We start from the raw sequence: 24,343 nt of genomic DNA on the forward strand, positions 1-24,343 counted from the left end.
CTGGGCCCGCGCGTCCGGGTTCCTTCGCCGTCGAAGGCTCGCCGTCAGCGGCCGTGCAGCCAGGCCGACAGCGCCGGCGCCAAGGCCTCGAACGCGTCGGCCGTCATCGCGCCGTGGTCCACCACGTACACCGGCGGATCGGGCAGGCGGGGGTCGATCATTATCGCGCGCCCGCCGCTGTCGTCGCCGATGGCGAGATAGCCGGGGCAGTAATCGCGGGATTCGTACGTGGCGTTGCGCTCGATCAGCTCGTCGGGCGCATACAAGCGGATGCGGTCGTCGAGGAAGCGGTCGCCCTGCGCGACCAGGGCGGCCAGCACCGGCGCGCTGAAGGCGGCGCCGAACCAGGCCTGCACCGGCGCCAGCGCAGCGACGTCCACCGGCGCCGGGAGCGCGGCGCTCAGGCCGCGCGCCGGGCCTTGGCCAGCTTCTTGCGCACCATTTCGCGCTTGAGCGGGCTGAGGTAGTCGACGAACAGCTTGCCGTCCAGGTGGTCCATCTCGTGCTGGATGCACACCGCCAGCAGGCCGTCGATCTGCATTTCGAACGGCTGGCCGTCGCGGCCGATGGCGCGCACGGTGATCTCGTTGGCGCGGGTCACGTCGGCGAAGATCCCCGGCACCGACAGGCAGCCTTCCTGGTAGACCTGCTCGCCGGCCTTGGCCAGGATTTCCGGGTTGATGAAGACCAACGGCCGGTCGTGCTCGTCGGACACGTCTATCACCATGAAACGCTGATGCACGTCGACCTGGCTGGCCGCCAGGCCGATGCCGGGGGCCTGGTACATGGTCTCGAACATGTCGTCGAGCAGGGTCTGGAACGCCGGCTGGGTGACCTGCGCAGGGTCGACGGGCACGGCTTTGGTGCGCAGCCGCGGGTCGGGGAATTCGAGTATGGGCAACAGAGACATGGCGTCGGAAAAAATGGGGGCGTTGGTCACAGACACAAGCTAAGGACGGGATTGTAACCCCGTTTTGAGCCCTGAAAGCTTGCAACCACGGGGTTCTTCTGGGCTATAGTCTCGGAGCCCGCTGGGGCAAACCTGCAAGGGGAATCAGGTAGATGGCCGCCATGTTTAAACCATTCCGCGCGGTTGCAACCGCCGCGTTGCTGACGATCGCCACCTACGCCCTCGCGGCGGAGATGCAGGCCGGTCACCCCGACACCTACGTGGTCAAGCGGGGCGACACCTTGTGGGACATCGCCGGCCGTTTCCTCAAGCGCCCGTGGCTGTGGCCGGAAATCTGGCAGGCCAACCCGCAGATCAAGAATCCGCACCTGATCTACCCGGGCGACGTGATCTCGCTGGCCTACCTGGACCGCTTGGCCGTCAAGCCCGGTCCGCGTGAGGAAGCGCCGGTCACCGGCATCCCGCTGTCGCAGGTCGAGCCGTTCCTGAAGAACCTGCGCGTGGTCGACAGCTTCGAGCACCTGCCCTACGTGGTCAGCCTGGAAGAGGACCGCCTGCGCGGCGCCCAGGGCCAGGTCGCCTACATCAAGGGCCTGAGCGACGCCCAGGCCGGCCAGCGCTACGCCGTGGTTCGCCCGACCCAGCGCTATACCCGTCTGGACAAGGAAAAGTGCTGCGATGTCACCCATCGCAACAGCCATTTCCGCAGCCACGACCTGGATTTCAACGGCCGCATCCCGGCCGGCTTCCAGGCCCTGTGGAGCGACTCGACCCTGCCGCAGGGCCGTGGCGAACTGCTGGGCTACGAGCTGATGCAGCTGACCACCGGCACCATCAGCCGCGGCGAAGTCGGCGGCGTTGGCGCCAGCACCCTGGTGATCGACGATGCCGGCCGCGAAGTGCGCGTGGGCGACCGCCTGATCCCGGTCGAAGCCCAGCCCTACGATCTGCAGTTCTTCCCGCATGCGCCCAAGCAGGAGCTGCAGTACGGCCAGGCCCGCGTGCTGGCCGTGGCCGACCAGCTCACCAGCGGCGGCGCGCGCGACGTGGTCGCCCTGTCGGTGGGCCGCCTGGACGGCATCGACAACGGCACCGTGCTGTCGACCTGGCGCGTGGGCCGCAACGTGGTCGATCGGGTCAAGATCGGCGCCGAGCGCAGCGACGACACCGTGGGCCGCGCCGACAAGGTGCGCGTGCCGGACGAGTATGCCGGCCACGTGATGATCTTCCGCACCTTCGACAAGGTCAGCTACGGCCTGGTCATGGAAGGCGTGCGCCCGACCCGCGTGGGCTACGAGCTCAAGCATCCGGATGCGCCGTACTGATACGCCACGGTTAGGGATTTTCCTACCGCAGCATGCGACGGCGCCCTAGGGCGCCGTCGTCGTTTGCGGCCCAGACTGCGGCCATGGACCCCTGCCGCGACGATCGCCTTGCCCTGACCCTGCTGGTCGCCGCCGACGGCGCCAGCGAGCCGCGGCGCGCGCTGCTGGACGCACTGGGCTCGCCTGCACGCGCGCTGGCCGCCGGACCCGGCGCCTGGCGCGAGGCCGGCCTGGACGCGGCCCAGATCGCCGCGCTGCGCGCGCCGGACGCGGGCGCACTGGCGCGCTGCGCGGCCTGGCTGGACGGCGGGCCCGGCCGCCACCTGATCGGCTGGCACAGCCGCGACTACCCGGCCCTGCTGCGGCAGGCACCCAGCCCGCCGCTGGCGCTGTTCGTGGCCGGCGACCCGGCGCTGCTGTGGCGGCCGGCGCTGGCCGTGGTCGGCACCCGCGGGCCCACACCGGGCGGGCGCGACAATGCCGCCGAGTTCGCCCGCGCCGCAGTCGCCGCCGGGCTGGCGGTGACCAGCGGCCTGGCCGCCGGTGTGGACACCGCCGCGCACCAAGCCGCGCTGGATGCCGGCGGCGTCACCGTGGCCGTGCTGGGCACCGGCCCGGACGTCGCCTACCCCTACGCCAACCGCGGCCTGCTCGCGCGCATCGCCGCATCCGGCGCCGTGGTCAGCGAGCACCGCCCCGGCACCCAGGCGCGGCCCGGCCACTTCCCCGCGCGCAACCGCATCATCGCCGGGCTCAGCCTGGGCACCCTGGTGATCGAGGCGGCGCAGCGCTCCGGCGCGCTGATCACCGCGCGCCTGGCCGCCGAGGCCGGGCGCGAGGTCATGGCCCTGCCCGGCTCCATCCACAACCCGCTGGCGCGCGGCTGCCATCGCCTGATCCGCGACGGCGCGGCCCTGGTCGAGGCCCCGGCCGAGGCCATCGCCGCCCTGGAGCCGCTGGCGCAGCGGCTGGCGGCCGACTTGCGCCAGCGTCTGCACGCCCCCATTGCTGGGGGACTCACGCCCGTCACGACACCCGTTCAGGATGAACCCTGCGGCGATGGCGACTACCAGTCCTTGTGGAACGCCCTGGGCCACGACCCCACCGATATGGATCGGCTGGCCCAGCGCACCGGATTGACGCCTGCCGTACTGTCCTCCATGCTGCTGCTCATGGAGCTTGAGGGTCGCGTAGCGGCGCAACACGGCCGTTACTTCCGCAACCGCTGAGCCGCTCCCTGTTTCCAGGGTTTGAGGCCCCGCGGTCGTCAGCCACTCCGGACCCACCGCGCCGCATGCGGCGCAGGCCGAGGGAAATGAAAGAGAGCATCCTGGACGTCCTGCTGTACCTGTTCGAGCACTATTTCACCGACGATGCGGACCTGGTCCGCGACCGCGATTCGCTCCGCAGCGGCCCCCTGTTCGACGAACTCGGCCAAGCCGGTTTCAGCCCCGCCGAAATCAACAAAGCCTTCGAATGGCTGGATGCGCTGGCCCAGCAACGGCCCAGCGTCAGCCGTCCGCGCGCCAACGGCCCCACCCGCATCTACTTCGGCCCGGAACTCGACAAGCTCGACGTCGAATGCCGCGGCTTCCTGCTGTTCCTGGAACAGCACGGCATCCTCGACGCCGACCAGCGCGAGCTGGTGCTGGACCGCGCCATGGCCCTGGACCAGGACGAACTGGACCTGGACGACCTGAAATGGGTCGTGCTGATGGTGCTGTTCAACCAGCCCGGCTCCGAGGCGGCCTACGCCTGGATGGAAACGCAGATGTTCGAAGACGAGCCCGAACCGGTACATTAAGGGCGCACACATCTAGCGCGCGGCGCCTGGGGAGGCGCCGCAACGGCGCAGGCCCACGCGGGCGCGCCGTTCACGGACGACTTCAGGGGAAAACACGATGGCCGATTGGTACTACCACGATGCGGCGCAGGGCCGCGTCGGTCCTTTGAGCGTGGAAGACATGCAGGCGCGCTACCGCGACCGCCGCCTCCAGCGCGACACCCTGGTCTGGCGCGAGGGCCTGCGCGAATGGCAGCCCGCCGACCGCCTGTCCGAGGAACTGGGCCTGGACGCGATCCAGCCCGACGCCAGCCGGCCGCCGCCGCTGCCGGCCGCCGCCCCCATCGCCATGACCCCGTCTGCGGCCGCCAGCGGCTATGCCGGCGCCAGCGTGCGCACCGACATGCGCCACGCGCCGGCGCCCAAGCGCGGCATGTCCGGCTGCCTGATCGCGGTCATCGTGCTGGCGGTGCTGGGCTTGCCGGTGCTGGGCATCCTGGCCGCGATCGCGCTGCCGGCCTACCAGGACTACACCGTCCGCGCCAAGGTCATGCAGAGCTTCAGCGAGGCCAATGCGCTCAAGGCCGCGGTGGCCGAGCACATGGCGGCCAACGGCCGCTGCCCCAGCAACGGCGACGACGGTTTCGGCGACGCCCAGGACTACGCCACCGCCACCACCGCGCAGATCAAGATCGGCACCATGCAGAACGGCCACTGCGCGATGGAACTGGAACTGCGCGGCCTGGGCCCCGGCGCCGACGGCAAGACGGTCTGGTTCGAAGCCCAGCAGCAGGGCAACGCGGTGAACTGGGACTGCACCGGCGGCGATCTGCCCGGCCGTTACCGCCCGCAGGAATGCCGCGGCCAAGCCGCACCCTGAGCGCCACCGAACTCCGCGACACCGAACCGGCAAACGACCATGACCGACTGGTACTACAGCGACAGCGACCGCAACCGCCACGGCCCGGTGAAGGCCGAAGACCTGGCCGCCCTGCACAGCCACGGCCAGCTCGCGCCCGAGACCCTGGTCTGGCGCGAAGGCATGGCCAGCTGGCGCCCCTGGCGCGAGATGGTCGGCGAAGTGGTGCCCGGCGCGGGCCGCCCGGCCCTGGCCACGGCCAGCTTCGCCACCGCCGCGGCCGACGCCGCGCCGGAGGCCAGCGCCAACCCCTACGCCGTGGCCGAGCCGGTCTCGCCGTACGCGCCGCCGCGCGCTTCGGTGGAGGAAACCCACGAGGTGGTGCTGGGCCATGAGGTCGTCTACGCCGGCTTCTGGAAGCGCGTGGCCGCCAGCATCATCGACAGCATGGTCGCCGGCATCGCCGGCGCGATCGTGCAGATGGTGCTGATGATGGTGTTCTTCGGCATCGGCATCGGCCTGACCGGCAGCCCCGAGGACATGTTCTCCAGCGGCGGTGCGATCGCCTTGCTGGTGCTGGTCTACCTGATCCCGCTGGGCCTGCAGGCGCTGTACTTCGCCATGTTCCACGCCTCCAGCAAGCAGGCCACGCTGGGCAAGATGGCCGTGGGCATCAAGGTCACCGACGACGACGGCGGCCGGATCAGCCTGGCGCGTGGCATCGGCCGCTACTTCGCCTACATCGTCAGCAGCCTGATCCTGTGCATCGGCCTGATCATGGCCGCCTTCACCGACCGCAAGCGCGCCCTGCACGACATGATGGCCGGCACCCTGGTCGTGGACCAATGGGCGTTCACCGCCTACCCCGAGCGCCAGCGGCGCGAGCTGGGCACGGTGGCCACGGTGCTGCTGGTCATCGGCGGCGTACTGGTGGCCCTGTACCTGGTGATGATCCTGTTCATGGTCGCGGTGGGCGCCTTCGCCTCGGCCGCCAGCTGAACCTGAACGGGCGAAGCTGAATGGGAGGCCGGCTTTAACCGGCCGCCGATCGCACTCGCGGCGGGTCGCGCTTGACAGCCGGCCCCGCCGCGTGGTCCCAATAAAAAAGGTAATCCCCCGAACGCCCGCGTCTTGGTTGCCGCGGGCGTAGCCTTCTTTGCGTTTTCAGTCGTTGCAGCGCGCCGTTGAGCGCCCTGCGGAGCTCCAATGGCCAAGAACCTCCTCATCGTCGAGTCCCCTGCCAAGGCCAAGACGATCAACAAGTACCTGGGCAAGGACTTCACCGTCCTGGCCTCCTACGGCCATGTCCGCGACCTGGTGCCCAAAGAGGGCGCGGTCGACCCCGACAATCACTTCGCGATGGACTATGCGGTCATCGAGAAGAACGAAAAGCACGTCGACGCCATCGCCAAGGCCGCGCGCAGCGCCGACAACCTGTTCCTGGCGACCGACCCGGACCGCGAAGGCGAGGCGATCAGCTGGCACATCGCCGAGATCCTGCGCGAGCGCGGCCTGCTGCAGGACAAGCCGCTGCACCGCGTGGTGTTCACCGAGATCACCCCGCGCGCGATCAAGGAAGCGATGAACCAGCCGCGCAGCATCGCCGCGCCCCTGGTCGATGCCCAGCAGGCGCGCCGTGCGCTGGACTACCTGGTCGGCTTCAACCTCTCGCCGGTGCTGTGGCGCAAGGTCCAGCGCGGCCTGTCCGCCGGCCGCGTGCAGTCGCCGGCGTTGCGCATGATCGTCGAGCGCGAGGAGGAGATCGAAGCGTTCATCGCCCGCGAGTACTGGACCGTCGAGGCCGAGTGCGCGCACCCCAGCCAGGGCTTCACCGCCAAGCTGACCAAGCTGGATGGCAAGAAGTTCGAGCAGTTCACCCTGACCAACGGCGAAGACGCCGAAGCCGCGCGCAAGCGCCTGGTCGCCGCCGCCGGCGGCGCGCTGCACGTCACCGACGTGGCCAGCAAGGAGCGCAAGCGCCGTCCCGCGCCGCCGTTCACCACCTCCACCCTGCAGCAGGAAGCCGCGCGCAAGCTTGGCTTCACCACCCGCAAGACCATGCAGGTGGCGCAGAAGCTGTACGAGGGCGTGGCCATCGGCGACGAGGGCACGGTCGGCCTGATCACCTATATGCGTACCGACTCGGTCAACCTGTCGGTGGACGCGCTGGGCGAGATCCGCGACGTGATCGCGCGCGATTACGGCACCCGCGCCCTGCCCGACAAGCCCAACGCCTACGCCACCAAGTCCAAGAACGCCCAGGAAGCGCACGAAGCCGTGCGCCCGACCTCGGCGCTGCGCGTGCCCTCGCAGGTGTCGCGTTACCTCAGCGACGACGAGCGCCGCCTGTACGAACTGGTGTGGAAGCGCACCGTGGCCTCGCAGATGGTGCCGGCCACGCTCAACACCGTTTCGGTAGACCTGGCCGCCGGCAGCGACCACAGCTTCCGCGCGTCGGGCACCACCGTGGTCGATCCGGGCTTCCTGGCCGTGTACGAGGAAGGCAAGGACAACAAGAGCGCGGACGACGAAGACGAAGGCCGCAAGCTGCCGACCATGAAGACCGGCGACCGCGTGCCGCTGGAACGCATCCACGCCGACCAGCACTTCACCCAGCCGCCGCCGCGCTTCACCGAAGCGGCGCTGGTCAAGGCGCTGGAGGAGTACGGCATCGGCCGTCCGTCCACCTACGCCTCGATCATCCAGACCCTGCTGTTCCGCAAGTACGTGGAGATGGAAAGCCGCAGCTTCCGCCCCACCGACGTGGGCCGCGCGGTGTCCAAGTTCCTGTCCGGCCACTTCACCCAGTACGTGGACTACGACTTCACCGCCAAGCTCGAGGACGAGCTGGACGCGGTCTCGCGCGGCGAAGAGGAATGGGTGCCGCTGATGGAACGGTTCTGGGAACCGTTCAAGAAGCTGGTCGAAGAAAAGAAGGAATCGGTGGACCGCAGCGAAGCCACCGGCGCGCGCGAGCTGGGCACCGACCCCAAGAGCGGCAAGCCGGTCAGCGTGCGCCTGGGCCGCTACGGGCCCTACGTGCAGATCGGCACCGCCGAGGACGAGGAAAAGCCCACCTTCGCCTCGCTGCGCCCCGGCCAGAGCATGCACACCATCGCCCTGGACGACGCGCTGGAGCTGTTCAAGCTGCCGCGCAAACTCGGCCTGAGCAACGAGGAGGAAGTCAGCGTCGGCATCGGCCGCTTCGGCCCCTTCGCCAAGCGCGGCAGCACCTATGCCTCGCTGAAGAAGGAGGACGATCCGTACACCATCGACCTGGCGCGCGCGGTGTTCCTGATCGAAGAGAAGGAAGAGATCGCGCGCAACCGCATCATCAAGGAGTTCGACGGCAGCGACATCCAGGTGCTCAACGGCCGCTTCGGCCCCTACATCAGCGACGGCAAGCTCAACGGCCGCATTCCCAAGGACCGCGAGCCCGCCTCGCTGACCCTGGAGGAAGTGGTCAAGCTGATGGAAGAGACCGGCAAGCCCATGCGCGGACGCTTCGGCAAGAAGACCGCCGCCAAGAAGGACGCGCCGGCCAAAAAGGCGGCCAAGAAGACCGCCGACAAGGCCACGGCCGAAAAGAAGCCGGCCAAGAAGGCGGCGAAGAAGACCGCCAAGAAGACCGCCAAGAAGGCGCCGGCGAAGAAGGCCGCGAGCAAGGCGCCGGCCAAGAAAGCCGCGAAGAAAGGGGTGAAGAAGGCCGGCTGATCACCGCCGCCGCGAACGCAAGACGAAACCCCGGCTGCGGCCGGGGTTTTTCGTTGCGCCGCATGCGCCTGCGCATGGCCGCACAGCGAACTGCGCCACAGATTCGCGCGCGCCGCGTGCCTACCATCGACGGCACAACAGGTTGCGGCCAAGTCCCGCAGCGCGCGCAAGACCGCTATTCCTGACCGAGGGGCGACACCCACCCTTCCACCCTTAGTCGGGAGATCCGCATGACCACGTTCGATCAGCGCGCGCACGCCGCCTGCGCGGCCGCGCTAGCGCTCGCCGCCGTCCTGCTGCCGCAAGGCCAGGCGCAAGCGCACGGCACCATGGTGCACCCCTACAGCCGCGTCTATTACTGCGCCCAGGGCAACATCGAGAACCCCACCGATCCGGCCTGCCGCGCCGCCACCCAGGTCGGCGGCACCCAGGCGTTCTACGACTGGATGAGCATCAACCAGGCCAACGCCAACGACAACCACCGCGCGGTGGTGCCCGACGGCAAGCTGTGCAGCGGCAACAACGCCACCTTCCGCGGCCTGGACCTGGCGCGCGACGACTGGCAGGCCACCGACATCGCGCCGGGCGCCTATGAGTTCCAGTTCCGCGGCACCGCCCCGCATGCCACCCGCGAATGGGCCTTCTACATCACCCGCGAAGGCTGGGACCCGAACACGCCGCTGCGCTGGAACGACCTGGAGCATTTCTGCAGCATCGGCAATACGCCGGTGGTCAACGGCATCTATCGCTTGCAGTGCACGGTGCCGCAACGCAGCGGCCGCCACGTGATCTACAACACCTGGCAGCGCTCGGATTCCACCGAGGCCTTCTACACCTGCATGGACGTGAAGTTCGCCGGCGGCGGCAATCCGCCGCTGCCGCAGTGGCGCGATGCCGGACCGCTGACCGCGCAGAACGACCACCCCATCGGCACCACCGTCAGCGTGCGCGTGTTCAACGCCGACGGCAGCGACGCCGAACGCATCGACACCGTGCTCATGGCCGGCCAGACCACCTCCGCGGCCTGGCCGCTGCGCGTGGCCCAGAACGTCAACGCGCAGGCGTCCACCGTGCGCATCGGCGTGCTGCAGAACGGCGTCATCACGCCGGTGCCGTCGGCCACCGGCAACCGCGTCTACCTCAACGGCAACGGCCGCAGCCACCGCATCGACGTGCGCCTGCCCGACCCGCCGCAGCCGCCGGAACCGCCGGGCCCCACGCCCGAGTACGACTACGTCTACCCGGCCGGCATCGGTTCCTACGTGCCCGGCGAAACCGTGGTCAAGGCCAGCGACGGCAAGCTCTATGCCTGCAAGCCCTTCCCCGAAGGCTCCTGGTGCAACATCAACGCCGACGCCTACCGCCCCGGCACCGGCTGGGCCTGGCGCGACGCCTGGATCGCGTACTGAGCCGCCCGCGCGGCAGGGCCCACGCCCTGCCGCGCCACCGCGGTGGCTTATGCCGTGGGGTAGGAGCGGCGTAAGCCGCGACCGCGCCAATTCCAACAGCGCGATGGCGCCGGCCGCCTACACATGGCGGTCGCGGCTCACGCCGCTCCTACCCCAAAGCCCGAGCGCCACTTTTCGAACAGAACGCACAGCCGCGCTTGGGAATGCGACACTGCCCCCATGACCAGCGATTGCACGTCCCTGCCCATCGCCGACGCCGCCAGCCTGCTCCGCCGCGGCGGCGTATTGATCTACCCCACCGAAGCCGTCTGGGGCATCGGTTGCGATCCGTTCGATCGAACCGCCGTGCTGCGCCTGCTGGACATCAAGCAGCGGCCGGTCGAGAAAGGCATGATCCTGATCGCCGGCGAACTCGCGCAGTTCGACGGCCTGCTCGACTGGAACGCGCTGCCCGACGAACGCCGCCAGGCCGTGCTCGCCAGCTGGCCCGGCCCCCACACCTGGATCGTGCCCGCCAGCGCGCGCGTGCCCGCCTGGATCCGCGGCGAACACGCCGGTGTGGCCGTGCGCGTGAGCGCCCACCCCACCGTCGTCGCGCTGTGCGCCGCGTTCGGCGGCGCGCTGGTCTCCACCAGCGCCAACCTCGCCGGCGCGCCACCCGCGCATGCGCGCGCCGCGCTGGACCCGGCCGTGCTCGCGCGCGCCGATGGCCTGAGCATCGGCGAGACCGGCGGCCTGGCTGCGCCCACCGCAATCCGCGACGCGCTCAGCGACGCCGTGCTGCGCGCCTGAACGCCGGTCAACGGCCTCCCCCGGCGCGCGTCCGCGCGCTTCCGCCGCCGCCGCGGCGGGCGCAAGATGCGCGCATGATCCCCGCCCCGCGCCCCTGCCTGTTGCTCGCCTTGCTGGCCCTGGCCGGCGCGTCGCAGGCGGCCGAGGTCACCATCTACCGCTGCACCGACGCGCAAGGCCGGCTGAGCCTGCGCGATACGCCCTGCGCGCGCGGCGAACAGCAGCAGACCCGGGCCATGGCGCTGCCGCGCGATCCGCCGCCGCGCCCGGCGTCCGCCCACGACGCCGTCGCCGCCTCCAAGCCCAGCGCGGCGGCCGCGCCGCCGCCGCGCGTGGTCGTGATTCGCCCGCCGCGGCCGATGTACGAGTGCGTGACGCCCGACGGCGAGCGCTACACCAGCGAAACCGGCGAGGGCAATCCGCGCTGGGTGCCGCTGTGGACGCTGATGCCGGTGGTGCCCACGCGCAATCCGCTGGGCGACCGCGTCGGCGCGCGCCGGCCGCCGCCGGCGCAATTCCGCCCCGGACCGCCGCGGCCGCTGCCGCCTGACGCGGGTTTCGCGTACCCTGCCGGCACCTGGGTGCGCGACGAATGCCACGCCCTGCCGCAAAGCGAGGTCTGCGCGCGGCTGAGCGACCGCCGCTACGAGCTCGACCGGCGCTACTACAGCGCGTTGCAAAGCGAGCGCGCCAGCATCCAGAACGAACAGCGCGGCATCGATGCGCGCCTGGCCGACGATTGCGAAAGGTAACGATGCGGAGCGTAGCGATGCGGTGGATAGGGATGGCGGCGTGCGTGTGGGCGATGACGGCGATCGCGGCGCCCGCGCAGGCCCAGGTCACCATCTACCGCTGTACCGACGCCAGCGGCGCGCTGACCGTGCAGAACGACGTGCCCTGCCCCAAGGGCAGCAAGCAGGAAAAGCGGGTGATCCATCCCGCGCCCAGCGTGTCCACGCCGCCGGCCTTCGTCACTCCGGCAGCCGCGCCCAGCGCGCCGCCACCGGGATTCCCGCCCGCACCGGCGCCAACGCCGCCCTCCGCGCCGCCGCCGGCCGCACCGGCACCTGCCGCGCCCACACCGGCCGATAGCGACCGCCTGCCGCCGCCGGTGCTGTACGAATGCCGCACCTTCGACAACGACCGCTACCTCAGCGAAAACGGCAACCCGCCCGAGCGCTGCGCGCCGCTGCAGACCGTGGGCATCAACGGCGGCGCCAGCGCCGGCGCTGCCTGCCAGATGGTCACCGACCAGTGCCAGCGCATCGCCGAGGGCGGCCTGTGCGCGGGCTGGAAGCAGCGCCTGCGCGAAGCCGAGTCGCAGCTGCGTTTCGGCCCTGCCGATCAGCGCGGCAACGCCCAAGTCGAGGTCGAGCGCGTAGGTCGGATCGTGCGCGAGAGCACGTGCGGGCAATAGCTCACTTCCGGAGTTCGCTCATGCCGCTCGCATCGCGAATCGAACAGACCGCAGGCGCCACCAGCCCTCATATTCTGGCCATTCTGGGCCTGGTCGCGCTAATGTTCGTCGGCGCATTCCAGGACGAATTCCTGTTTGCGCAAGAGCAGCAACAGGTGCGCACTTGGCTGAAGCTCGCTAGCGGTGTACTGGCCATAGGCGTGTTGTTCGCGGCCGAATGGCGACGAGCCAAGACGCTGGGGACCCCGCAAGAAACCGTCGCATCGCGGCTGCAATTCTCATGGCTGTCGCTGCTGCAACTGTTGGTGGTGTACGGCCTGCTGAGCTACGTCGTCATGCAGAAGCTGGCGCCGAGAGTGCTGCATGAGCTGGCGCGACCGCAGCCCGGGACCCTGGCGCAGCCGGTGCGCGTGGCGCTCGGCGGCGGACGTGGTTGCAAACGCATCGCATACTTCGATAGACACGGCTCGACTCTGAGCGGCCGCCTGTGCCGGCTGTCGGAGTCGGAGTACGAAGCCTTGCGTGCGGGCGCACCGATCGAGTTGCACGGAACCGCCTCTCGATTCGGCTTCCTGGTTCGCGGCCATCGTGCGTTACCGATAGACGCAGCCTCAACCGGCGAATCGCCGTAAACCGCGTCTCAGAACCCGTAACGCAGGAACCCGCCGTCCACCGCGATGCATTCGCCGGTGACGTAGCCCGCCGCCGGCAGGCACAGGAACGCGACCGCTGCAGCCACCTCTTCGGGTTCGCCGATGCGGCCCAGCGGCGTGCGCAGCAGCACTTCGTCCAGATAGTCCGGATCGGCCAGCTTATCGGAGGTGCGGCGGGTGCGGATGTACCAGGGCGCCACCGCGTTGACGCGGATGCCGTCCTCGGCCCATTCGGCAGCCAGGTTGCGGGTCATCTGGTGCATGGCCGCCTTGCTCATGCCGTAAGGCGCGCCGGTGCGCACGTGGGTCAGGCCCGACACGCTGCCCACGTTGACGATGCTGGAGGCCGCGTGACGGGTCAGCAGCGGGTGGGCGTAGCGCGAGAGCTCGAAGGCCGAGAACAGGTTGATCTCGAAGATCTGCCGCCACTCGTCCTCGGTGTAGTCGGTGGCGGCCTTGCCCAGGTTGCCGCCGGCGTTGTTGACCAGGATGTGCAGGCCCTCGCCGAAATCCTCGACCCAGTCCAGCAGCTCGCGCCGCTGCTCCTCGTCGGCCACGTCGGCGACGAAGGCCTGCACCTCGCGCTCGGGGAAGTCCTCGATCAGCTCGGCGCGCGCGTCTTCCAGCGCGGCGATGTCGCGCGCGGCCAGCAGCACGTCGGCGCCGAACCCCAGCAGCTCGCGCGCGATCGCCCGGCCGATGCCGGCGCTGCCGCCGGTCACCAGCGCCAGTTGTCCGTCCAGCCGCCAACGCTTGGGGTCCATGCCTGCTCCTCCGTCACCGTTTCGCGCCGCCGCGCTTGCTGCGCGCATCCGCCGGGGTAGCATAGCCGCGTAGCCACCGGGGATGCCGCCATGACGCCAATGCCGCCTTCGTCCGCACGCCGTTTCGCCTGCCTGGGCGCCATCGCGCTGGGGTTGGCGCTGGCAGCCGGCTGTTCCAAGCCGCAGCCGCCGGAAAAGGAACGCCCGGTGGACCCGCAAGCCACGCAGCTGCGCGACAGCATCCAGGAGCCGATCCAGAAGGCGCAGGCGGTGGAAGCGGACGTGGATGCGGCGGCGAACAAGCAGCGCGACGCGATCGAAGCCCAGGCCAACTGAGCCCCCCCGCGTTGGGGTAGGAGCGGCGTAAGCCGCGATCGCGAATCCTCACCTACGCCGCAACCCCTCGTTTCCCTGCTTCCGCCTTTGCTTGTCTTCCCCCTTTGGAAAAGGGGGATTGAGGGGGATTTGCTCTTGCCTTCAAGCAACAGCAAAAGCTTCCGTCCGCAAGCGGCCGGGTCACTTTCTTTTGATAAGCGTCAAAAGAAAGTCACCAAAGAAAAACGCTGCCCCAGAGCTCCCGTGCGAGAGCGGTGCGTGCGCGGGGATTTTCCGCTCGGGCATCCTGCCCGAGCGGAAAGCGGCGCACGTCCTGCGCGCCGCCCCCCGCCTTCGCGGGGGCAGGCTCTTCGGGTCTTCTGTTTGCGCGGCGAGTTCGGGGCCCGATCAAGAGCATTCGCGCTTTGCGCTCATCCCCTCACCCTAGCCCTCTCCCGCAAGCGGGAGAGGGGACAGATCCGACGCTTCTGCTTTTAGCCCCTCTCCCGTTCACGGGAGAGGGGTTGGGGTGAGGGCACGCGCAGCCACAAATCACGACGCAAGCCCGCAGCGCCCGCAAACAAAAACCCCCGCCTAGGCGGGGGTTTTCGCTACTGCATCGGCTGCGATCAGAACCCGCAGAAGCAATACGCCAGCGACTTCACCGGCACGCCCTGGGTCGGGCGCACCGAGCTTTGCAGGAAGCGCAGGTCGGCCACGGCCTGGGGCATGGCCTTGGCCAGCAGGCTGCGGGCCAGGTCGGAGTCGTTGCGCAGCCAGGCCGCGCCGATGCGGCTCTCGGCGAAGCTGGCGAACCAGCGCTCGAACGGGCTGGCGCTCTTTTCCACGTAGCGCAGCGCGTAATCGCCATCGGCGAGCTTGGCACGCTTGGCGGCGTCGTCCACGGCCGTCTGCAGGCCGCCGAAGTCGTCGACCAGGCCGCGCTCCTTGGCTTGCGCGCCCGACCACACGCGGCCGCGTGCGACCTCGTCGATCTGCTCCACGCTGCGCTTGCGCGCGGTGGCCACGCGGCCGGTGAAGTCGCGGTAGCCCTTGTCGATGACCGACTGGATCACCTGGCCGACTTCCGGCGCCAGCGGGCGGGTGATGTCGAACGCGCCGGCGAAGCGGGTGGTGCCCACGCCGTCGGTGTGCACGCCGATCTTCTCCAGCGTGCGCGGCACGGTGGGAATCATGCCGAAGATGCCGATCGAACCGGTGATGGTCGAGGGATCGGCGTAGATCCGGTCGGCGTTCATCGAGATCCAGTAACCGCCCGAGGCGGCCAGGTCGCCCATCGACACCACCACCGGCTTGCCGGCGGCCTTGAGGGCGACGATCTCGCGGCGGATCTGCTCGGAGGCGAACACTTCGCCGCCGGGCGAGTCCACGCGCAGGACCAGGGCCTTCACGTTCTCGTCGTCGCGCGCTTCGCGCAGCAGGGCCGCGGTGGACACGCCGCCGACGGTGCCGGGCGGCTGCTCGCCGCCGCTGATCTCGCCCTCGGCGACGACCACCGCCACCTGCGGGCGGCGATCGGCCGCGGCCGGCAACGTGGCGCGGTCCAGGTGCGCCAGATAACCGTCCAGCGAGATCTGGCGGAAGCCGCCTTCGGCATCGTCGTCGGCCACGCCGCGCTCGGTCAGCAGGTCGTCGACCTGCTCGCGCGTCTTCAGCCCGTCCACCAGCTTCTGCTGCAGCGCGTACTTGGCCAGGTCGCCCTGCGCGGCCTGCACCTGCGCCGGCATCTGGTCGATGTCGGTGGCGATCTTGGCCGCGTCGAGCTTGCGCGCCTTGGCGATGTCGGCCAGATAGCGCTGCCACACGTCGCTCATCCAGAACAGGTCGGCTTCCTTGGCTTCCGGCGACGCGGCGTCGAGCACGTAGGGCTCGGCGGCGGACTTGTACTCGCCGACCTTGAACAGGTGCACGTCCACGCCCAGCTTGTCCTGCAGCGCTTCGCGGTAGTACATGCGGTAGCGGCCCAGGCCTTCCAGCAGCAGGCCGCCCATCGGGTCCAGGTAGACCTCGTTGGCCTGCGCGGCCAGCAGGTACTGCTTCTGGTCCATGCTTTCGCTGAAGGCGACGACCTGCTTGCCGGCGGCGCGCACGCGCGCGATCGCGGCGGCGACCTCGCGCATCGAGGCCAGGCCGCTGCCTTGCAGCTGGTCCAGGCGCAGCACCACGCGGTTGATGCGCTTGTCGTCCTTGGCCGAATCCAGCGCGCGCAGCACGTCGCGCAGCTGCACCTCGGCGTTCTTCTCGCCCAGGGTGCGGCTCAGCGCGCGCGATGCCGGGTCGCTGCTGTATTGCTCGACCAGGGTCGCCTCCGGCGCGATCACCAGGGTGGTGTCGTCCAGCAGCGGACGCGTCTGCCCAGCCGCGAGCATCGCGATCAGCAGCACGAACAGCAGGCCGAAGAACACCAGGTTGAAGATCAGCCGGCGGGTGAAATTCATCGTGTCCCAGAGGCCGACGAAGAAGCGGGCCACCGGACCGCGACGTGGGGTATCGTTCATTGCGCAAAACTCCATTGGACGCGGCCAGGGTACCCCGGCCGGGGCGTTTTCCACATCCGCCATTCGTAACGCGGAATTTTCAAGCCAGGTCGGTGCTGCCGGATCGCTTGCCGTTCAGGGCCGCGGCCCGTCCGGCCAGCCGGTCCGGCCGGCTGGAACGCACGAAGCGGGTGCTCAGCAGCAGCGCGGCCACGGTCAGGCCGGCGATCAGGCCGATCCACATGCCCTTCGGGCCCCAGCCCAGGCCCAGCCCGAGGCCGGCGCCCAGCGACATCCCCACGCCCCAGTACGCGGCCGCGGCCAGCAGCATCGGCACCTTGGTGTCCTGCAGTCCGCGCAGCGCGCCGGCCGACAGCACCTGCACGCCGTCGGGGAACTGGAACGCCGCCGCATACAGCAGCAGCGAGGCGGCCAGGCCGGCCACCGCGACGTCGTCGGTGTAGACGCTCACCAGCAGGTCGTTGGCGCTCAGCAGCACGATGCCCGACACCAGCTGGGTGGCCAGCACGATCGCCAAGCCGGCCGCCGCGGCGCGGCGCACGCCGCCCAGGTCGGCGCGGCCCAGCGCGTGGCCCACGCGCACCGTGGTCGCCTCGGCCAGGCCCATGGGCACCATGAAGCACAGCGCCGACAGGTTGATCGCGATCTGGTGCGCGGCCGCCGGCACTTCGCCCAGGCGGCCGATCAGCAGCGCGGTGGCGATGAACAAGCTGCCTTCCATGAGCACGGTCACGCCGATCGGCAGGCCGGTGGCGAGCAGGCCGCGGATGGTCGGCCAGTTCGGCAGGTCGAAGCGCTCGAACAGCTTGAGATCGGCGAAGCGCTTGGCCCGCCACAGCACCACCGCGAAGGCGGCCGCCTCGATCCACAGCATCACCGCCGAGGCGATGCCCAGGCCGCCGGCGCCCAGTTCGGGGAAGCCGAGCTTGCCGAAGGTCAGCACGTAGCCGATCGGCAGCAGCACCAGCAGGCTGGCCGCGCTGATCACCATGGTCGGCAAGGTCCAGTGCAGGCCTTCGCTGAGATAGCGCATGCAGAAGAACAGGGTCAGCGCGAACACGCCCCAGCGGATGCCGTGCAGGAAGTCGCGCGCGCCCGGGACGATTTCCGGGGCGATGCCCATCGGCCCCAGCGCATGCGGGATGAAGGTCAGGAACGCGAACAGGGCGATGCCCAGGCCCAGCGCCAGCCACAGCGCCTGGCGGAACAGCGCGCCGATCTCACCGCGGCGGCCGGCGCCGTCCAGCTGCGACACCGACGGCGGCACCGACAGCAGGGTGCCGATGGGCACCATCATCGGCAGCCACCACAGCGCGGTGCCGATGGTGACCGAGGCCAGGGTGGTGGTGCTGTGGTGCCCGGCCAGCACGTTGTCGATGAAGCCGATCAGGCCGGTGGACACGTGGCCGGCCACCAGGGGCGCGGCGAGCACGGCAGTAGTACGGATTTCGCCGGCGAGACCGCGGCGAACGGAAGGGGTAGGAGACGACATTGTTGCAACCGAGAAACCGCGACTGCGGCCGCGCAACCGCAAAGGGCGCTGGCGCCGGGTCACGGCGTCCCGCTATCTTACCCGCTTGCCTATGAACGGCTGGGGAGCCGCACGCCACCGCAACCATGAGCGCCCACGAACATCCGGTTCCCAGCCACTGCGAAAACTGCCGCGCACCGCTGAGCGGCCACTACTGCCACCACTGCGGCCAGTCCGTGGTCAATCCGATACGCCACGCTGGCCATGCGCTGGAAGAGGTGTTCGAGGCCTTCTGGCACCTGGACGGCCGCATCTTCCGTACCCTGCGCGACCTGATCCGCCCGGGCCGCGTGGCCGCCAACTACCTGGCCGGTCAGCGCGCGCGCTACGTCGCGCCGCTGCGCCTGTTCGTGGTGCTGAGCGTGCTGACCTTCTTCGTCGCCCAGTTGGTGATCCACGTCGACACCTCCGATACCGACAAGCCGGTGCGGTTCCTCGACGAGGGGGTGAAGAACAACGACAACCGCGTGCGCAACGTCAGCAAGGAAGCCAAGAAGTTCGCCTCCGCCGACAGCATCGACGAGGTCGAGCGCAAGCGCGCGCGCGAACTGGACGAGTTGAACGAGGGCCTGGAAGCGGTCTCGACCATGCTGCCGCACGTGCGCCGGCCGTTCCAGATCGCCATGGAGGACGTCAACGCCGCCGCCGACGCGCGCGTGCAGGAGCTGCGCGGCGAACTCGAGCTCAGCGCCGAGGAAGCGCTCAAGCAGCAGAACGAGGCCCAGGCCCGGATCAAGGCCAAGACTGCGCAGGAACAGGCGATCCCGAGCCTGGAGAAGGCCAAGAACCTGACCGAGCTGGAGCGCCTGCGCGACGAGCGCCTGGCCCAGCTGCAGGCGCAGCTGAACAAGTTCACGCCCGCGCAGCGCGCCGAGCGCCGTCGCCAGCTGGGCGAGATCCGCGACACCAACCACGCCTCGGCCTGCCGCGCCGCGCAACTGCAGATCGCCGTGGCCACCGCCACCGAGAACGGCCGCGCGCGCAAGGCCGGCGACGACGCGCGCATCTACGGCGACGTGAACTGCGAAGGCAACCTGAGCCTGTTCGGCAGCGACGAGCCCTGGGACGAGGAGCTCAACCCGGTGACCCTGTCGTGGGCGCCGGCGTTCTTCAACAAGTGGCTCAACCGCCAGATCGCCCACGGCCGCGACAACATTTCGCGCGTGCAGCACGACTTCGGCCTGCTGGTGCGGGCCATGCTCAGCGCGGTGCCCTCGGCGCTGTTCCTGCTGGTGCCGGTGTTCGCCCTGCTGCTGAAACTGGCCTACATCGGCTCCGGCCGGGTGTATCTGGAGCACCTGGTGGTGGCCTTGTACAGCCACGCCTACATGTGCCTGTCGATGCTGGCGATCTTCCTGCTGATCGCGGCGGACAATGCGATCCAGCCGTATTGGGGCGGCGTCGGCTGGATCACCGGCACCCTGGAACTGCTGCTGTGGCTGTGGATGCCGGTATACCTGTGGCTGATGCAGAAACGCGTCTACGGCGACGGTTGGCTGCTGACCACGCTGCGCTACCTGGTGATCGGCAATCTGTACTTCGTGCTGCTGGGCTTCGCGGTGATCTTCATCACCCTGGCCAGCATCGTGCGGATGTGAGCATGAGCACCGTCTACGAAGTCGACCTGGACCTGGACGCGGCGATCGCCGAGGACTACCTGGCCTGGCTGCGCGAACACGTGGCCGAAATCCTGGCCCTGCCGGGCTTCGTCGATGCGCAGATCCAGGCCGTGCGCGATCCGGCGCCCGCGTCCGATCGCGTGCGCTTGTGCGTGAGTTACCGCCTGGACGGGCCGGCTTCGCTGGAAGCCTATCTGCGCGATCATGCGCCGCGTCTGCGCGCGCAAGGGATGGAACGCTTCGGCGGGCGCTTCAGCGCTAGCCGTCGGGTGATGGACATCCTGCCGCGCTGACGTCGGCGACCGCAAAAGCAAATCCCCGTGGCCCCCTTTTTCAAAGGGGGGGACCGCAACGAAGATGGGGACTGTCCGCCCTTGCTTGTCTTCCCCCTTTTGGAAAAGGGGGGTCGAAGGGGGATTTGCTTTCAGCTACTGCCCCAGCTTGTGCCAAAACCAAGCCTGCCGCTCGTCCCACTTCGTCGCCAGCAACTCGCGCCGCAGCGCCGCGCGGTCCTGCGGCGGCGTGCGCTGCGCCAGCACCGCCAGGTCGCGGCGCTGCTGCGGGCTGAGCTCGCGCAACAGCGTCAGCATCGGCGCGTGCTCGGTCTCGGGCAGCTGCGCCAGCAACGGCTGCAAGCCGGGGTAGTCCGCGCCCAGCGTGGGGCCCAGCAGCCAGCCGCGGCGCAGGCTGCCGTCGAGCGCATCGAAACGCGCGCGCAGCGCCTGCTGCTGCTCGGCCGGCAGCGCGGCATAGCGCGCGACCGCGGCCTGAATCTCGCCGCGCTCGACCGGCGGCAGCGCGCGCCAGGCGGCGTAGCGCTCGCGCTGCGCAGCGCGCTCGGCCGGGGCCAGCGCATGCCAGCGCGCGGCCTGGGTCGCGTGCGCGCTGCGCTGTTCGGCGCTCCAGCCGGCCCAGACCTGGGCGTTGGCGCGCAACTGAGCCAGCGCGTCCGGCGGCAGCCGCGAGGCCAGGTCCTGGTATTCCTCCGGCAGCGCCTGCGCGCCCGCCACGCCGATCAGCGCGGCGGCGCAGGCGGCCCACCATACGCGCGCGCGCTCAACCCGGCGCATGGCCGCTCTCGGCTTCGGATTCGGAGGCGCTGTCGGGCTCGCCCGTGGGCGGCGCGGGTGTGTCGGTCTCGGCCGGCGTCTCGCCCGGCAGCGGCGCGCCGCCGACGCGGTCGTGCGCCGCCAGCCAGCTGTGGAAGTCCAGCTCGCGTGCGGCCGCCAGGCCATCCGGGTCGGCGATCAGCGCGAAGTCGCGGTCGCCGATCAAGCCGGCCTCGTGGCCGTAGCGCACGGCCGGCGCGGCCGCCGGCGCCAGCGGCTCCACCTGCACGGGCGCGCCGCCCAGCCAGTCGGCAACGGCGCCCAAGGGCCACCACCAGGTCGCGGCGAAGGCCAGCGCGCACAGCGCCAGCAGCGCCCACAGCAGCGGCAGCAGCCAGCGCGGGCGGCGGCGCGGCGCAGGGTCGGCGCGTTGGGCGCCCGCAGCGTCGGCGGGGCCAGTGCCGGTCAGCGCCGCCTCGCGCGCCGCGCCCAGCCGGGTCAGGCGTTCGGGCGGCAGGGTCTTGATCCGGCGATGGATCTGCTCGCGCAGTTGCTGCCAGGCGGCCGGGTCCGCGCGGCCGTCGGCGTGGTGCGGCAGCGCGCGCTGCAGGGCCAACTGGTAGGTCGGCGGCGTCACCCCCAGGGCGGCGGCCGCGTCGGCTTCGGACAGGCCCGCGGCCAGGCGCAGCAGCAGGGCCGCACGCGGGCCCTGGCCGAGCTCGCCCAGGCGGTCGGTGGCGTCCAGCGGCAGGGCCACGCGCACGCGCTGCTGCAGCCCGGGCTGGGCCAGCAGTAGCGCCCAGAAGCGCTGCGGCCACTGCGCCATGGGCGTGGCCTCCACGCCTTGGCGGAACGCATGCATGGCCGCCGCCAGTGCCGCATCGCCGGCGGCGGCGTCGCCGGCCTGCAATTCGGCCAGCACCGCGCCGCGGCGTTCGACGCCGCGCAGGAAGGCCGACAGCGCCGGCGGAGCGGGGGAAAGGGGCGCCGAGCCCGTCGTCGCGGGGCTCATCGCAGGGGGGTCACCATGCCGGCATCATAACGAGGCGCCCGTCGCACAAAAGCGCTTGACAAGATCGTAAACCGTGCTCCGCGAAGCGGGGCGCGGCTTCCACGAAAAAAAGGGTTGTGCACAGCAGTAACCGAACCGTCATGAGCATAGGGGAGAGCCCCCAGAATGCCCGCATTACAGCGATGTTTCACGATCAAGTGCTTGATTCCGTTGAAAATATCGATGTTGGCGATTTTTTCACCAACCTGGCTGCAGGGCTTATTCCTGCGTCATCGCGCCGTGCTGCCGACCCGGCATGCACAGATTTATCCACAGCTCGTGTGGATAAGGGTGAATTTTCTTTAAGGACCGCGACTTGCGTCGGTTTTGTCGGTGCGGCGGCAGCAATGGCCCGCAACTGCATCGCAACCGGTGCGATGGGTGGCTCGTTAAACTGGCCGCCATGTCCGACGGCACCGCCCAGTCCTCTGCGCCGCTGTGGCGGGTCGCCCTGCCGCTGCCGCTGCCGCGTTTGTTCGATTACCGCCCCGCCGGCGATGCCGCCGCCGGCGCCGACGACGTGGGCACGCGGGTGCGGGTGCCGTTCGGCCAGCGCGAACTGGTCGGCGTGGTCGCCGACACCGGCCCGGCCGACCCCGACGCGCCCGCGGCCAAGCCGGCGCTGGCGCGGCTGGACCCTGAGCCGCTGTTCCACGGCGAGCTGCTGGAGTCGCTGCGCTGGCTCGCCCGCTACACCCACGCGCCGCTGGGCGAGGTGTTCGCCACCGCCCTCCCCGCGCCGCTGCGCCACGGCGAGCCCCTGGCCGACACCCACGCCTGGGCCTGGCGCCTGACCGAAGCCGGCCGGACCGCGCGCGAGGGCCTGCGCGCGGGCCGCCCGCAGCGCCTGGCCGAGCGCCTGCACGCCGGCGCCGCCGACGAGGACGCGCTGGACCTGCACGATCCGGACTGGCGCGCCGCCGCGCGCGCGCTGGCCAAGCGCGGCCTGGCCGAGCGCGTGGCGGTGCCCGCCGCCGCCATCGCCGCGGCGCCGCAACCCGGTCCGGCGCTGAACGCCGAACAGCAGGCCGCGGTGGACGCGATCCTGGCCGCGCGCGAGGGCTTCGCGCCCATGCTGCTGGACGGCGTCACCGGCAGCGGCAAGACCGAGGTCTACCTGGCCGCGATCGCCGACTGCCTGGCGCGCGGCCGCCAGGCGCTGGTGCTGGTGCCCGAGATCGGCCTGACCCCGCAGACCCTGGCACGCTTCCGCGCGCGCCTGGGCGTGCCGGTGCACGCGCTGCACTCCGGCCTGGCCGACGGCGAGCGCGCGCGCACCTGGGCCGCCTGCCTGCGCGGCGAGGCCCGGGTGATCGTGGGCACGCGTTCGGCGGTGTTCCTGCCGATGCCGCAGGCCGGCCTGATCGTGATCGACGAAGAACACGACGCCAGCTTCAAGCAGCTCGACGGCATCCGCTACCACGCCCGCGACTTCGCCCTGGTGCGCGGCAAGGCGCTGGACGTGCCGGTGCTGCTGGGCAGCGCCACGCCGTCGCTGGAGTCGCTGCGCAACGCCCAGGCCGGCCGCTACGCGCACCTGCGCCTGCAACAGCGCGCGGGCGCCGCGCGGCCGCCGCGGGTGCGCGTGGTCGACGTGCGCAAGCGCCCGCTCGACGCCGGCCTGTCGCCGGAACTGATCGACAGCGTGGGCCGCGCGCTCGACGCCGGCGGCCAGGTGCTGGTGTTCAAGAACCGCCGCGGCTACGCGCCGGTGCTGATCTGCCACGACTGCGGCTGGAGCGCGCACTGCCACCGCTGCAGCACGCCCACCCAGCCCACGCCCATGACCGTGCACGGCGGCGGCCGCCGCCTGCAGTGCCACCACTGCGGCGCGCGCCGGCCCGCGCCCAACGCCTGCCCCGACTGCGGCGGCCTGGCGCTGCAATCGCAGGGCGCGGGCACCGAGCGCATCGAGGAAGCGCTGGCCGCGCGCTTCGGCCAATGGCCGGTGCTGCGCATCGACCGCGGCACCACCCAGCGCCGCGACGCGCTGGAACAGCATCTGGCCCAGTTCGGCCAGGCGCCCGGCATCCTGGTCGGCACGCAGATGCTGGCCAAGGGCCACGACCTGCCCAATCTGACCTTGGTCGCGGTGGTCGGCATCGACGAAGGCTTGTTCAGCGCCGACTTCCGCGCGCCGGAAAAGCTCGCCCAGTTGCTGATCCAGGTCGCCGGCCGCGCCGGCCGCGCCGACAAGGCCGGCGAAGTGCTGCTGCAGACCCACCATCCCGAGCATCCGCTGCTGAGCACCCTGCTCGCCGGCGGTTACGCGGCCTTCGCCGAGGCCGAACTCGCGCAACGCGAACTGGCCGGCTTTCCGCCCTACGCGCACATGGCGCTGCTGCGCGCCGAGGCCAAGCAAACCGAGGCCGCCGAAGCCTTCCTGCGCGCCGCGCGCGCGGCCCTGGCCGAGGTCGGCGACGCCAGCCTGGAACTCAACGGCCCGGTGCCCGCGCCGATGCCGCGCCGCGCCGGTTACCAGCGCGCGCAGCTGATCCTGTCGGCGCCGGAGCGGCGCGCGCTGCACGCCGCGCTGGACCGTGCGCTGCCCGCGATCCACGCGCTGCCCGAGGCACGCAAGGTGCGCTGGTCGTTGGATGTGGATCCGGCGGATTTGTATTGAGGCGACGGCG

22 protein-coding genes are annotated in these 24,343 nt (G+C 70.5%); 15 read left to right on the forward strand and 7 right to left on the reverse strand.

Annotated features, from left to right (window positions below; all coding sequences use genetic code 11):
- Window positions 1-44: 44 nt before the first annotated feature.
- Together DX914_RS14870 and def are read right to left on the reverse strand one after the other, a co-directional pair.
- Complete coding sequence (locus DX914_RS14870; protein WP_196778920.1) at window positions 45-380, reverse strand: hypothetical protein; 336 nt, start codon at window positions 378-380, stop codon at window positions 45-47.
- A gap of 20 nt (window positions 381-400) precedes the next feature.
- The gene (gene def, locus DX914_RS14875; protein ID WP_115860242.1) at window positions 401-910 is read right to left on the reverse strand and encodes a peptide deformylase; all 510 of its coding nucleotides are present in this window, start codon (window positions 908-910) and stop codon (window positions 401-403) included.
- 161 nt (window positions 911-1,071) lie between these two features.
- Here def and DX914_RS14880 point away from each other — a divergent pair, with 161 nt between their 5' ends.
- The 11 genes from DX914_RS14880 (at window position 1,072) to DX914_RS14935 (ending at window position 12,841) form a co-directional block, all read left to right on the forward strand.
- The gene (locus tag DX914_RS14880) at window positions 1,072-2,235 is read left to right on the forward strand and encodes a LysM peptidoglycan-binding domain-containing protein (RefSeq protein WP_115860244.1); all 1,164 of its coding nucleotides are present in this window, start codon (window positions 1,072-1,074) and stop codon (window positions 2,233-2,235) included.
- Window positions 2,236-2,318: 83 nt separating this feature from the next.
- Window positions 2,319-3,464: a DNA-processing protein DprA gene (dprA, locus tag DX914_RS14885; RefSeq protein WP_115860035.1), complete on the forward strand. Its 1,146-nt coding sequence runs from the start codon at window positions 2,319-2,321 to the stop codon at window positions 3,462-3,464.
- Window positions 3,465-3,550: 86 nt separating this feature from the next.
- Window positions 3,551-4,039, forward strand: coding sequence for a DUF494 family protein (locus DX914_RS14890; RefSeq protein ID WP_115860037.1), 489 nt, complete (start codon window positions 3,551-3,553; stop codon window positions 4,037-4,039).
- Between the two features lie 97 nt (window positions 4,040-4,136).
- Entirely contained in the window at window positions 4,137-4,898 is a 762-nt protein-coding gene (locus tag DX914_RS14895; protein ID WP_115860039.1) for a pilin, read from the forward strand.
- A gap of 39 nt (window positions 4,899-4,937) precedes the next feature.
- A complete protein-coding gene (locus tag DX914_RS14900; RefSeq protein ID WP_115860041.1) occupies window positions 4,938-5,876 on the forward strand; it encodes an RDD family protein in 939 nt (312 codons plus the stop codon).
- Window positions 5,877-6,083: 207 nt separating this feature from the next.
- Window positions 6,084-8,591, forward strand: coding sequence for a DNA topoisomerase I (locus tag DX914_RS14905; RefSeq protein ID WP_115860043.1), 2,508 nt, complete (start codon window positions 6,084-6,086; stop codon window positions 8,589-8,591).
- Between the two features lie 230 nt (window positions 8,592-8,821).
- Entirely contained in the window at window positions 8,822-10,000 is a 1,179-nt protein-coding gene (locus tag DX914_RS14910; protein WP_115860045.1) for a lytic polysaccharide monooxygenase, read from the forward strand.
- 219 nt (window positions 10,001-10,219) lie between these two features.
- On the forward strand, window positions 10,220-10,792 hold the full coding sequence (gene tsaC, locus DX914_RS14915) for an L-threonylcarbamoyladenylate synthase type 1 TsaC (protein ID WP_115860047.1): 573 nt from the start codon (window positions 10,220-10,222) through the stop codon (window positions 10,790-10,792).
- Window positions 10,793-10,866: 74 nt separating this feature from the next.
- Window positions 10,867-11,544 carry a DUF4124 domain-containing protein gene (locus tag DX914_RS14920; RefSeq protein WP_115860049.1) on the forward strand — a complete coding sequence of 226 codons (678 nt, stop codon included), beginning with the start codon at window positions 10,867-10,869 and terminating at the stop codon, window positions 11,542-11,544.
- A 53-nt stretch (window positions 11,545-11,597) separates the two neighbouring features.
- A complete protein-coding gene (locus DX914_RS20275; RefSeq protein ID WP_158549336.1) occupies window positions 11,598-12,209 on the forward strand; it encodes a DUF4124 domain-containing protein in 612 nt (203 codons plus the stop codon).
- Between the two features lie 20 nt (window positions 12,210-12,229).
- Window positions 12,230-12,841 carry a hypothetical protein gene (locus DX914_RS14935; RefSeq protein ID WP_115860054.1) on the forward strand — a complete coding sequence of 204 codons (612 nt, stop codon included), beginning with the start codon at window positions 12,230-12,232 and terminating at the stop codon, window positions 12,839-12,841.
- A gap of 8 nt (window positions 12,842-12,849) precedes the next feature.
- On the opposite strand, the gene DX914_RS14940 is transcribed toward DX914_RS14935, so the two are convergent.
- Window positions 12,850-13,626, reverse strand: a complete 777-nt coding sequence (locus tag DX914_RS14940; RefSeq protein ID WP_115860056.1) for an SDR family oxidoreductase — start codon at window positions 13,624-13,626, stop codon at window positions 12,850-12,852.
- 90 nt (window positions 13,627-13,716) lie between these two features.
- On the opposite strand from DX914_RS14940, the gene DX914_RS14945 reads away from it, so the two are divergent.
- Window positions 13,717-13,962: a hypothetical protein gene (locus DX914_RS14945; RefSeq protein ID WP_425480690.1), complete on the forward strand. Its 246-nt coding sequence runs from the start codon at window positions 13,717-13,719 to the stop codon at window positions 13,960-13,962.
- A gap of 608 nt (window positions 13,963-14,570) precedes the next feature.
- On the opposite strand, the gene sppA is transcribed toward DX914_RS14945, so the two are convergent.
- Window positions 14,571-16,460 carry a signal peptide peptidase SppA gene (gene sppA / locus DX914_RS14955; protein WP_115860060.1) on the reverse strand — a complete coding sequence of 630 codons (1,890 nt, stop codon included), beginning with the start codon at window positions 16,458-16,460 and terminating at the stop codon, window positions 14,571-14,573.
- A gap of 79 nt (window positions 16,461-16,539) precedes the next feature.
- The gene (locus tag DX914_RS14960; protein WP_115860062.1) at window positions 16,540-17,952 is read right to left on the reverse strand and encodes an MATE family efflux transporter; all 1,413 of its coding nucleotides are present in this window, start codon (window positions 17,950-17,952) and stop codon (window positions 16,540-16,542) included.
- A gap of 125 nt (window positions 17,953-18,077) precedes the next feature.
- Here DX914_RS14960 and DX914_RS14965 point away from each other — a divergent pair, with 125 nt between their 5' ends.
- Together DX914_RS14965 and DX914_RS14970 are read left to right on the forward strand one after the other, a co-directional pair.
- Entirely contained in the window at window positions 18,078-19,589 is a 1,512-nt protein-coding gene (locus DX914_RS14965) for a DUF3667 domain-containing protein (protein ID WP_115860064.1), read from the forward strand.
- 2 nt (window positions 19,590-19,591) lie between these two features.
- The gene (locus tag DX914_RS14970; protein ID WP_115860066.1) at window positions 19,592-19,903 is read left to right on the forward strand and encodes a DUF4286 family protein; all 312 of its coding nucleotides are present in this window, start codon (window positions 19,592-19,594) and stop codon (window positions 19,901-19,903) included.
- 135 nt (window positions 19,904-20,038) lie between these two features.
- On the opposite strand, the gene DX914_RS14975 is transcribed toward DX914_RS14970, so the two are convergent.
- Entirely contained in the window at window positions 20,039-20,680 is a 642-nt protein-coding gene (locus DX914_RS14975; RefSeq protein ID WP_115860068.1) for a DUF3106 domain-containing protein, read from the reverse strand.
- Complete coding sequence (locus tag DX914_RS14980; protein WP_115860070.1) at window positions 20,667-21,671, reverse strand: sigma factor-like helix-turn-helix DNA-binding protein; 1,005 nt, start codon at window positions 21,669-21,671, stop codon at window positions 20,667-20,669. Before DX914_RS14980 ends, DX914_RS14975 begins: the two co-directional genes overlap by 14 nt.
- Before the next feature lie 442 nt (window positions 21,672-22,113).
- On the opposite strand from DX914_RS14980, the gene DX914_RS14985 reads away from it, so the two are divergent.
- Complete coding sequence (locus DX914_RS14985) at window positions 22,114-24,333, forward strand: primosomal protein N' (RefSeq protein WP_115860072.1); 2,220 nt, start codon at window positions 22,114-22,116, stop codon at window positions 24,331-24,333.
- The last annotated feature ends 10 nt before the right edge of the window (window positions 24,334-24,343 follow it).

Origin of the sequence: Lysobacter silvisoli, from assembly GCF_003382365.1 — a bacterium.
GTDB lineage: Bacteria > Pseudomonadota > Gammaproteobacteria > Xanthomonadales > Xanthomonadaceae > Lysobacter > Lysobacter silvisoli.

Excerpts from the sequence above, each read along its gene's own strand:
- dprA (WP_115860035.1), top strand. The coding sequence starts at position 2,319 with ATGGACCCCTGCCGCGACGATCGCCTTGCCCTGACCCTGCTGGTCGCC.
- DX914_RS14910 (WP_115860045.1), top strand. The coding sequence starts at position 8,822 with ATGACCACGTTCGATCAGCGCGCGCACGCCGCCTGCGCGGCCGCGCTA.
- DX914_RS14975 (WP_115860068.1), bottom strand. The coding sequence starts at position 20,680 with ATGCGCCGGGTTGAGCGCGCGCGCGTATGGTGGGCCGCCTGCGCCGCC.
- DX914_RS14960 (WP_115860062.1), bottom strand. The coding sequence starts at position 17,952 with ATGTCGTCTCCTACCCCTTCCGTTCGCCGCGGTCTCGCCGGCGAAATC.
- DX914_RS14900 (WP_115860041.1), top strand. The coding sequence starts at position 4,938 with ATGACCGACTGGTACTACAGCGACAGCGACCGCAACCGCCACGGCCCG.
- DX914_RS14940 (WP_115860056.1), bottom strand. The coding sequence starts at position 13,626 with ATGGACCCCAAGCGTTGGCGGCTGGACGGACAACTGGCGCTGGTGACC.
- sppA (WP_115860060.1), bottom strand. The coding sequence starts at position 16,460 with ATGAACGATACCCCACGTCGCGGTCCGGTGGCCCGCTTCTTCGTCGGC.
- DX914_RS14985 (WP_115860072.1), top strand. The coding sequence starts at position 22,114 with ATGTCCGACGGCACCGCCCAGTCCTCTGCGCCGCTGTGGCGGGTCGCC.
- DX914_RS14880 (WP_115860244.1), top strand. The coding sequence starts at position 1,072 with ATGTTTAAACCATTCCGCGCGGTTGCAACCGCCGCGTTGCTGACGATC.
- DX914_RS20275 (WP_158549336.1), top strand. The coding sequence starts at position 11,598 with ATGACGGCGATCGCGGCGCCCGCGCAGGCCCAGGTCACCATCTACCGC.
- DX914_RS14905 (WP_115860043.1), top strand. The coding sequence starts at position 6,084 with ATGGCCAAGAACCTCCTCATCGTCGAGTCCCCTGCCAAGGCCAAGACG.
- DX914_RS14970 (WP_115860066.1), top strand. The coding sequence starts at position 19,592 with ATGAGCACCGTCTACGAAGTCGACCTGGACCTGGACGCGGCGATCGCC.
- DX914_RS14980 (WP_115860070.1), bottom strand. The coding sequence starts at position 21,671 with ATGAGCCCCGCGACGACGGGCTCGGCGCCCCTTTCCCCCGCTCCGCCG.
- def (WP_115860242.1), bottom strand. The coding sequence starts at position 910 with ATGTCTCTGTTGCCCATACTCGAATTCCCCGACCCGCGGCTGCGCACC.
- DX914_RS14935 (WP_115860054.1), top strand. The coding sequence starts at position 12,230 with ATGCCGCTCGCATCGCGAATCGAACAGACCGCAGGCGCCACCAGCCCT.
- tsaC (WP_115860047.1), top strand. The coding sequence starts at position 10,220 with ATGACCAGCGATTGCACGTCCCTGCCCATCGCCGACGCCGCCAGCCTG.
- DX914_RS14895 (WP_115860039.1), top strand. The coding sequence starts at position 4,137 with ATGGCCGATTGGTACTACCACGATGCGGCGCAGGGCCGCGTCGGTCCT.
- DX914_RS14920 (WP_115860049.1), top strand. The coding sequence starts at position 10,867 with ATGATCCCCGCCCCGCGCCCCTGCCTGTTGCTCGCCTTGCTGGCCCTG.
- DX914_RS14965 (WP_115860064.1), top strand. The coding sequence starts at position 18,078 with ATGAGCGCCCACGAACATCCGGTTCCCAGCCACTGCGAAAACTGCCGC.
- DX914_RS14890 (WP_115860037.1), top strand. The coding sequence starts at position 3,551 with ATGAAAGAGAGCATCCTGGACGTCCTGCTGTACCTGTTCGAGCACTAT.
- DX914_RS14945 (WP_425480690.1), top strand. The coding sequence starts at position 13,717 with ATGACGCCAATGCCGCCTTCGTCCGCACGCCGTTTCGCCTGCCTGGGC.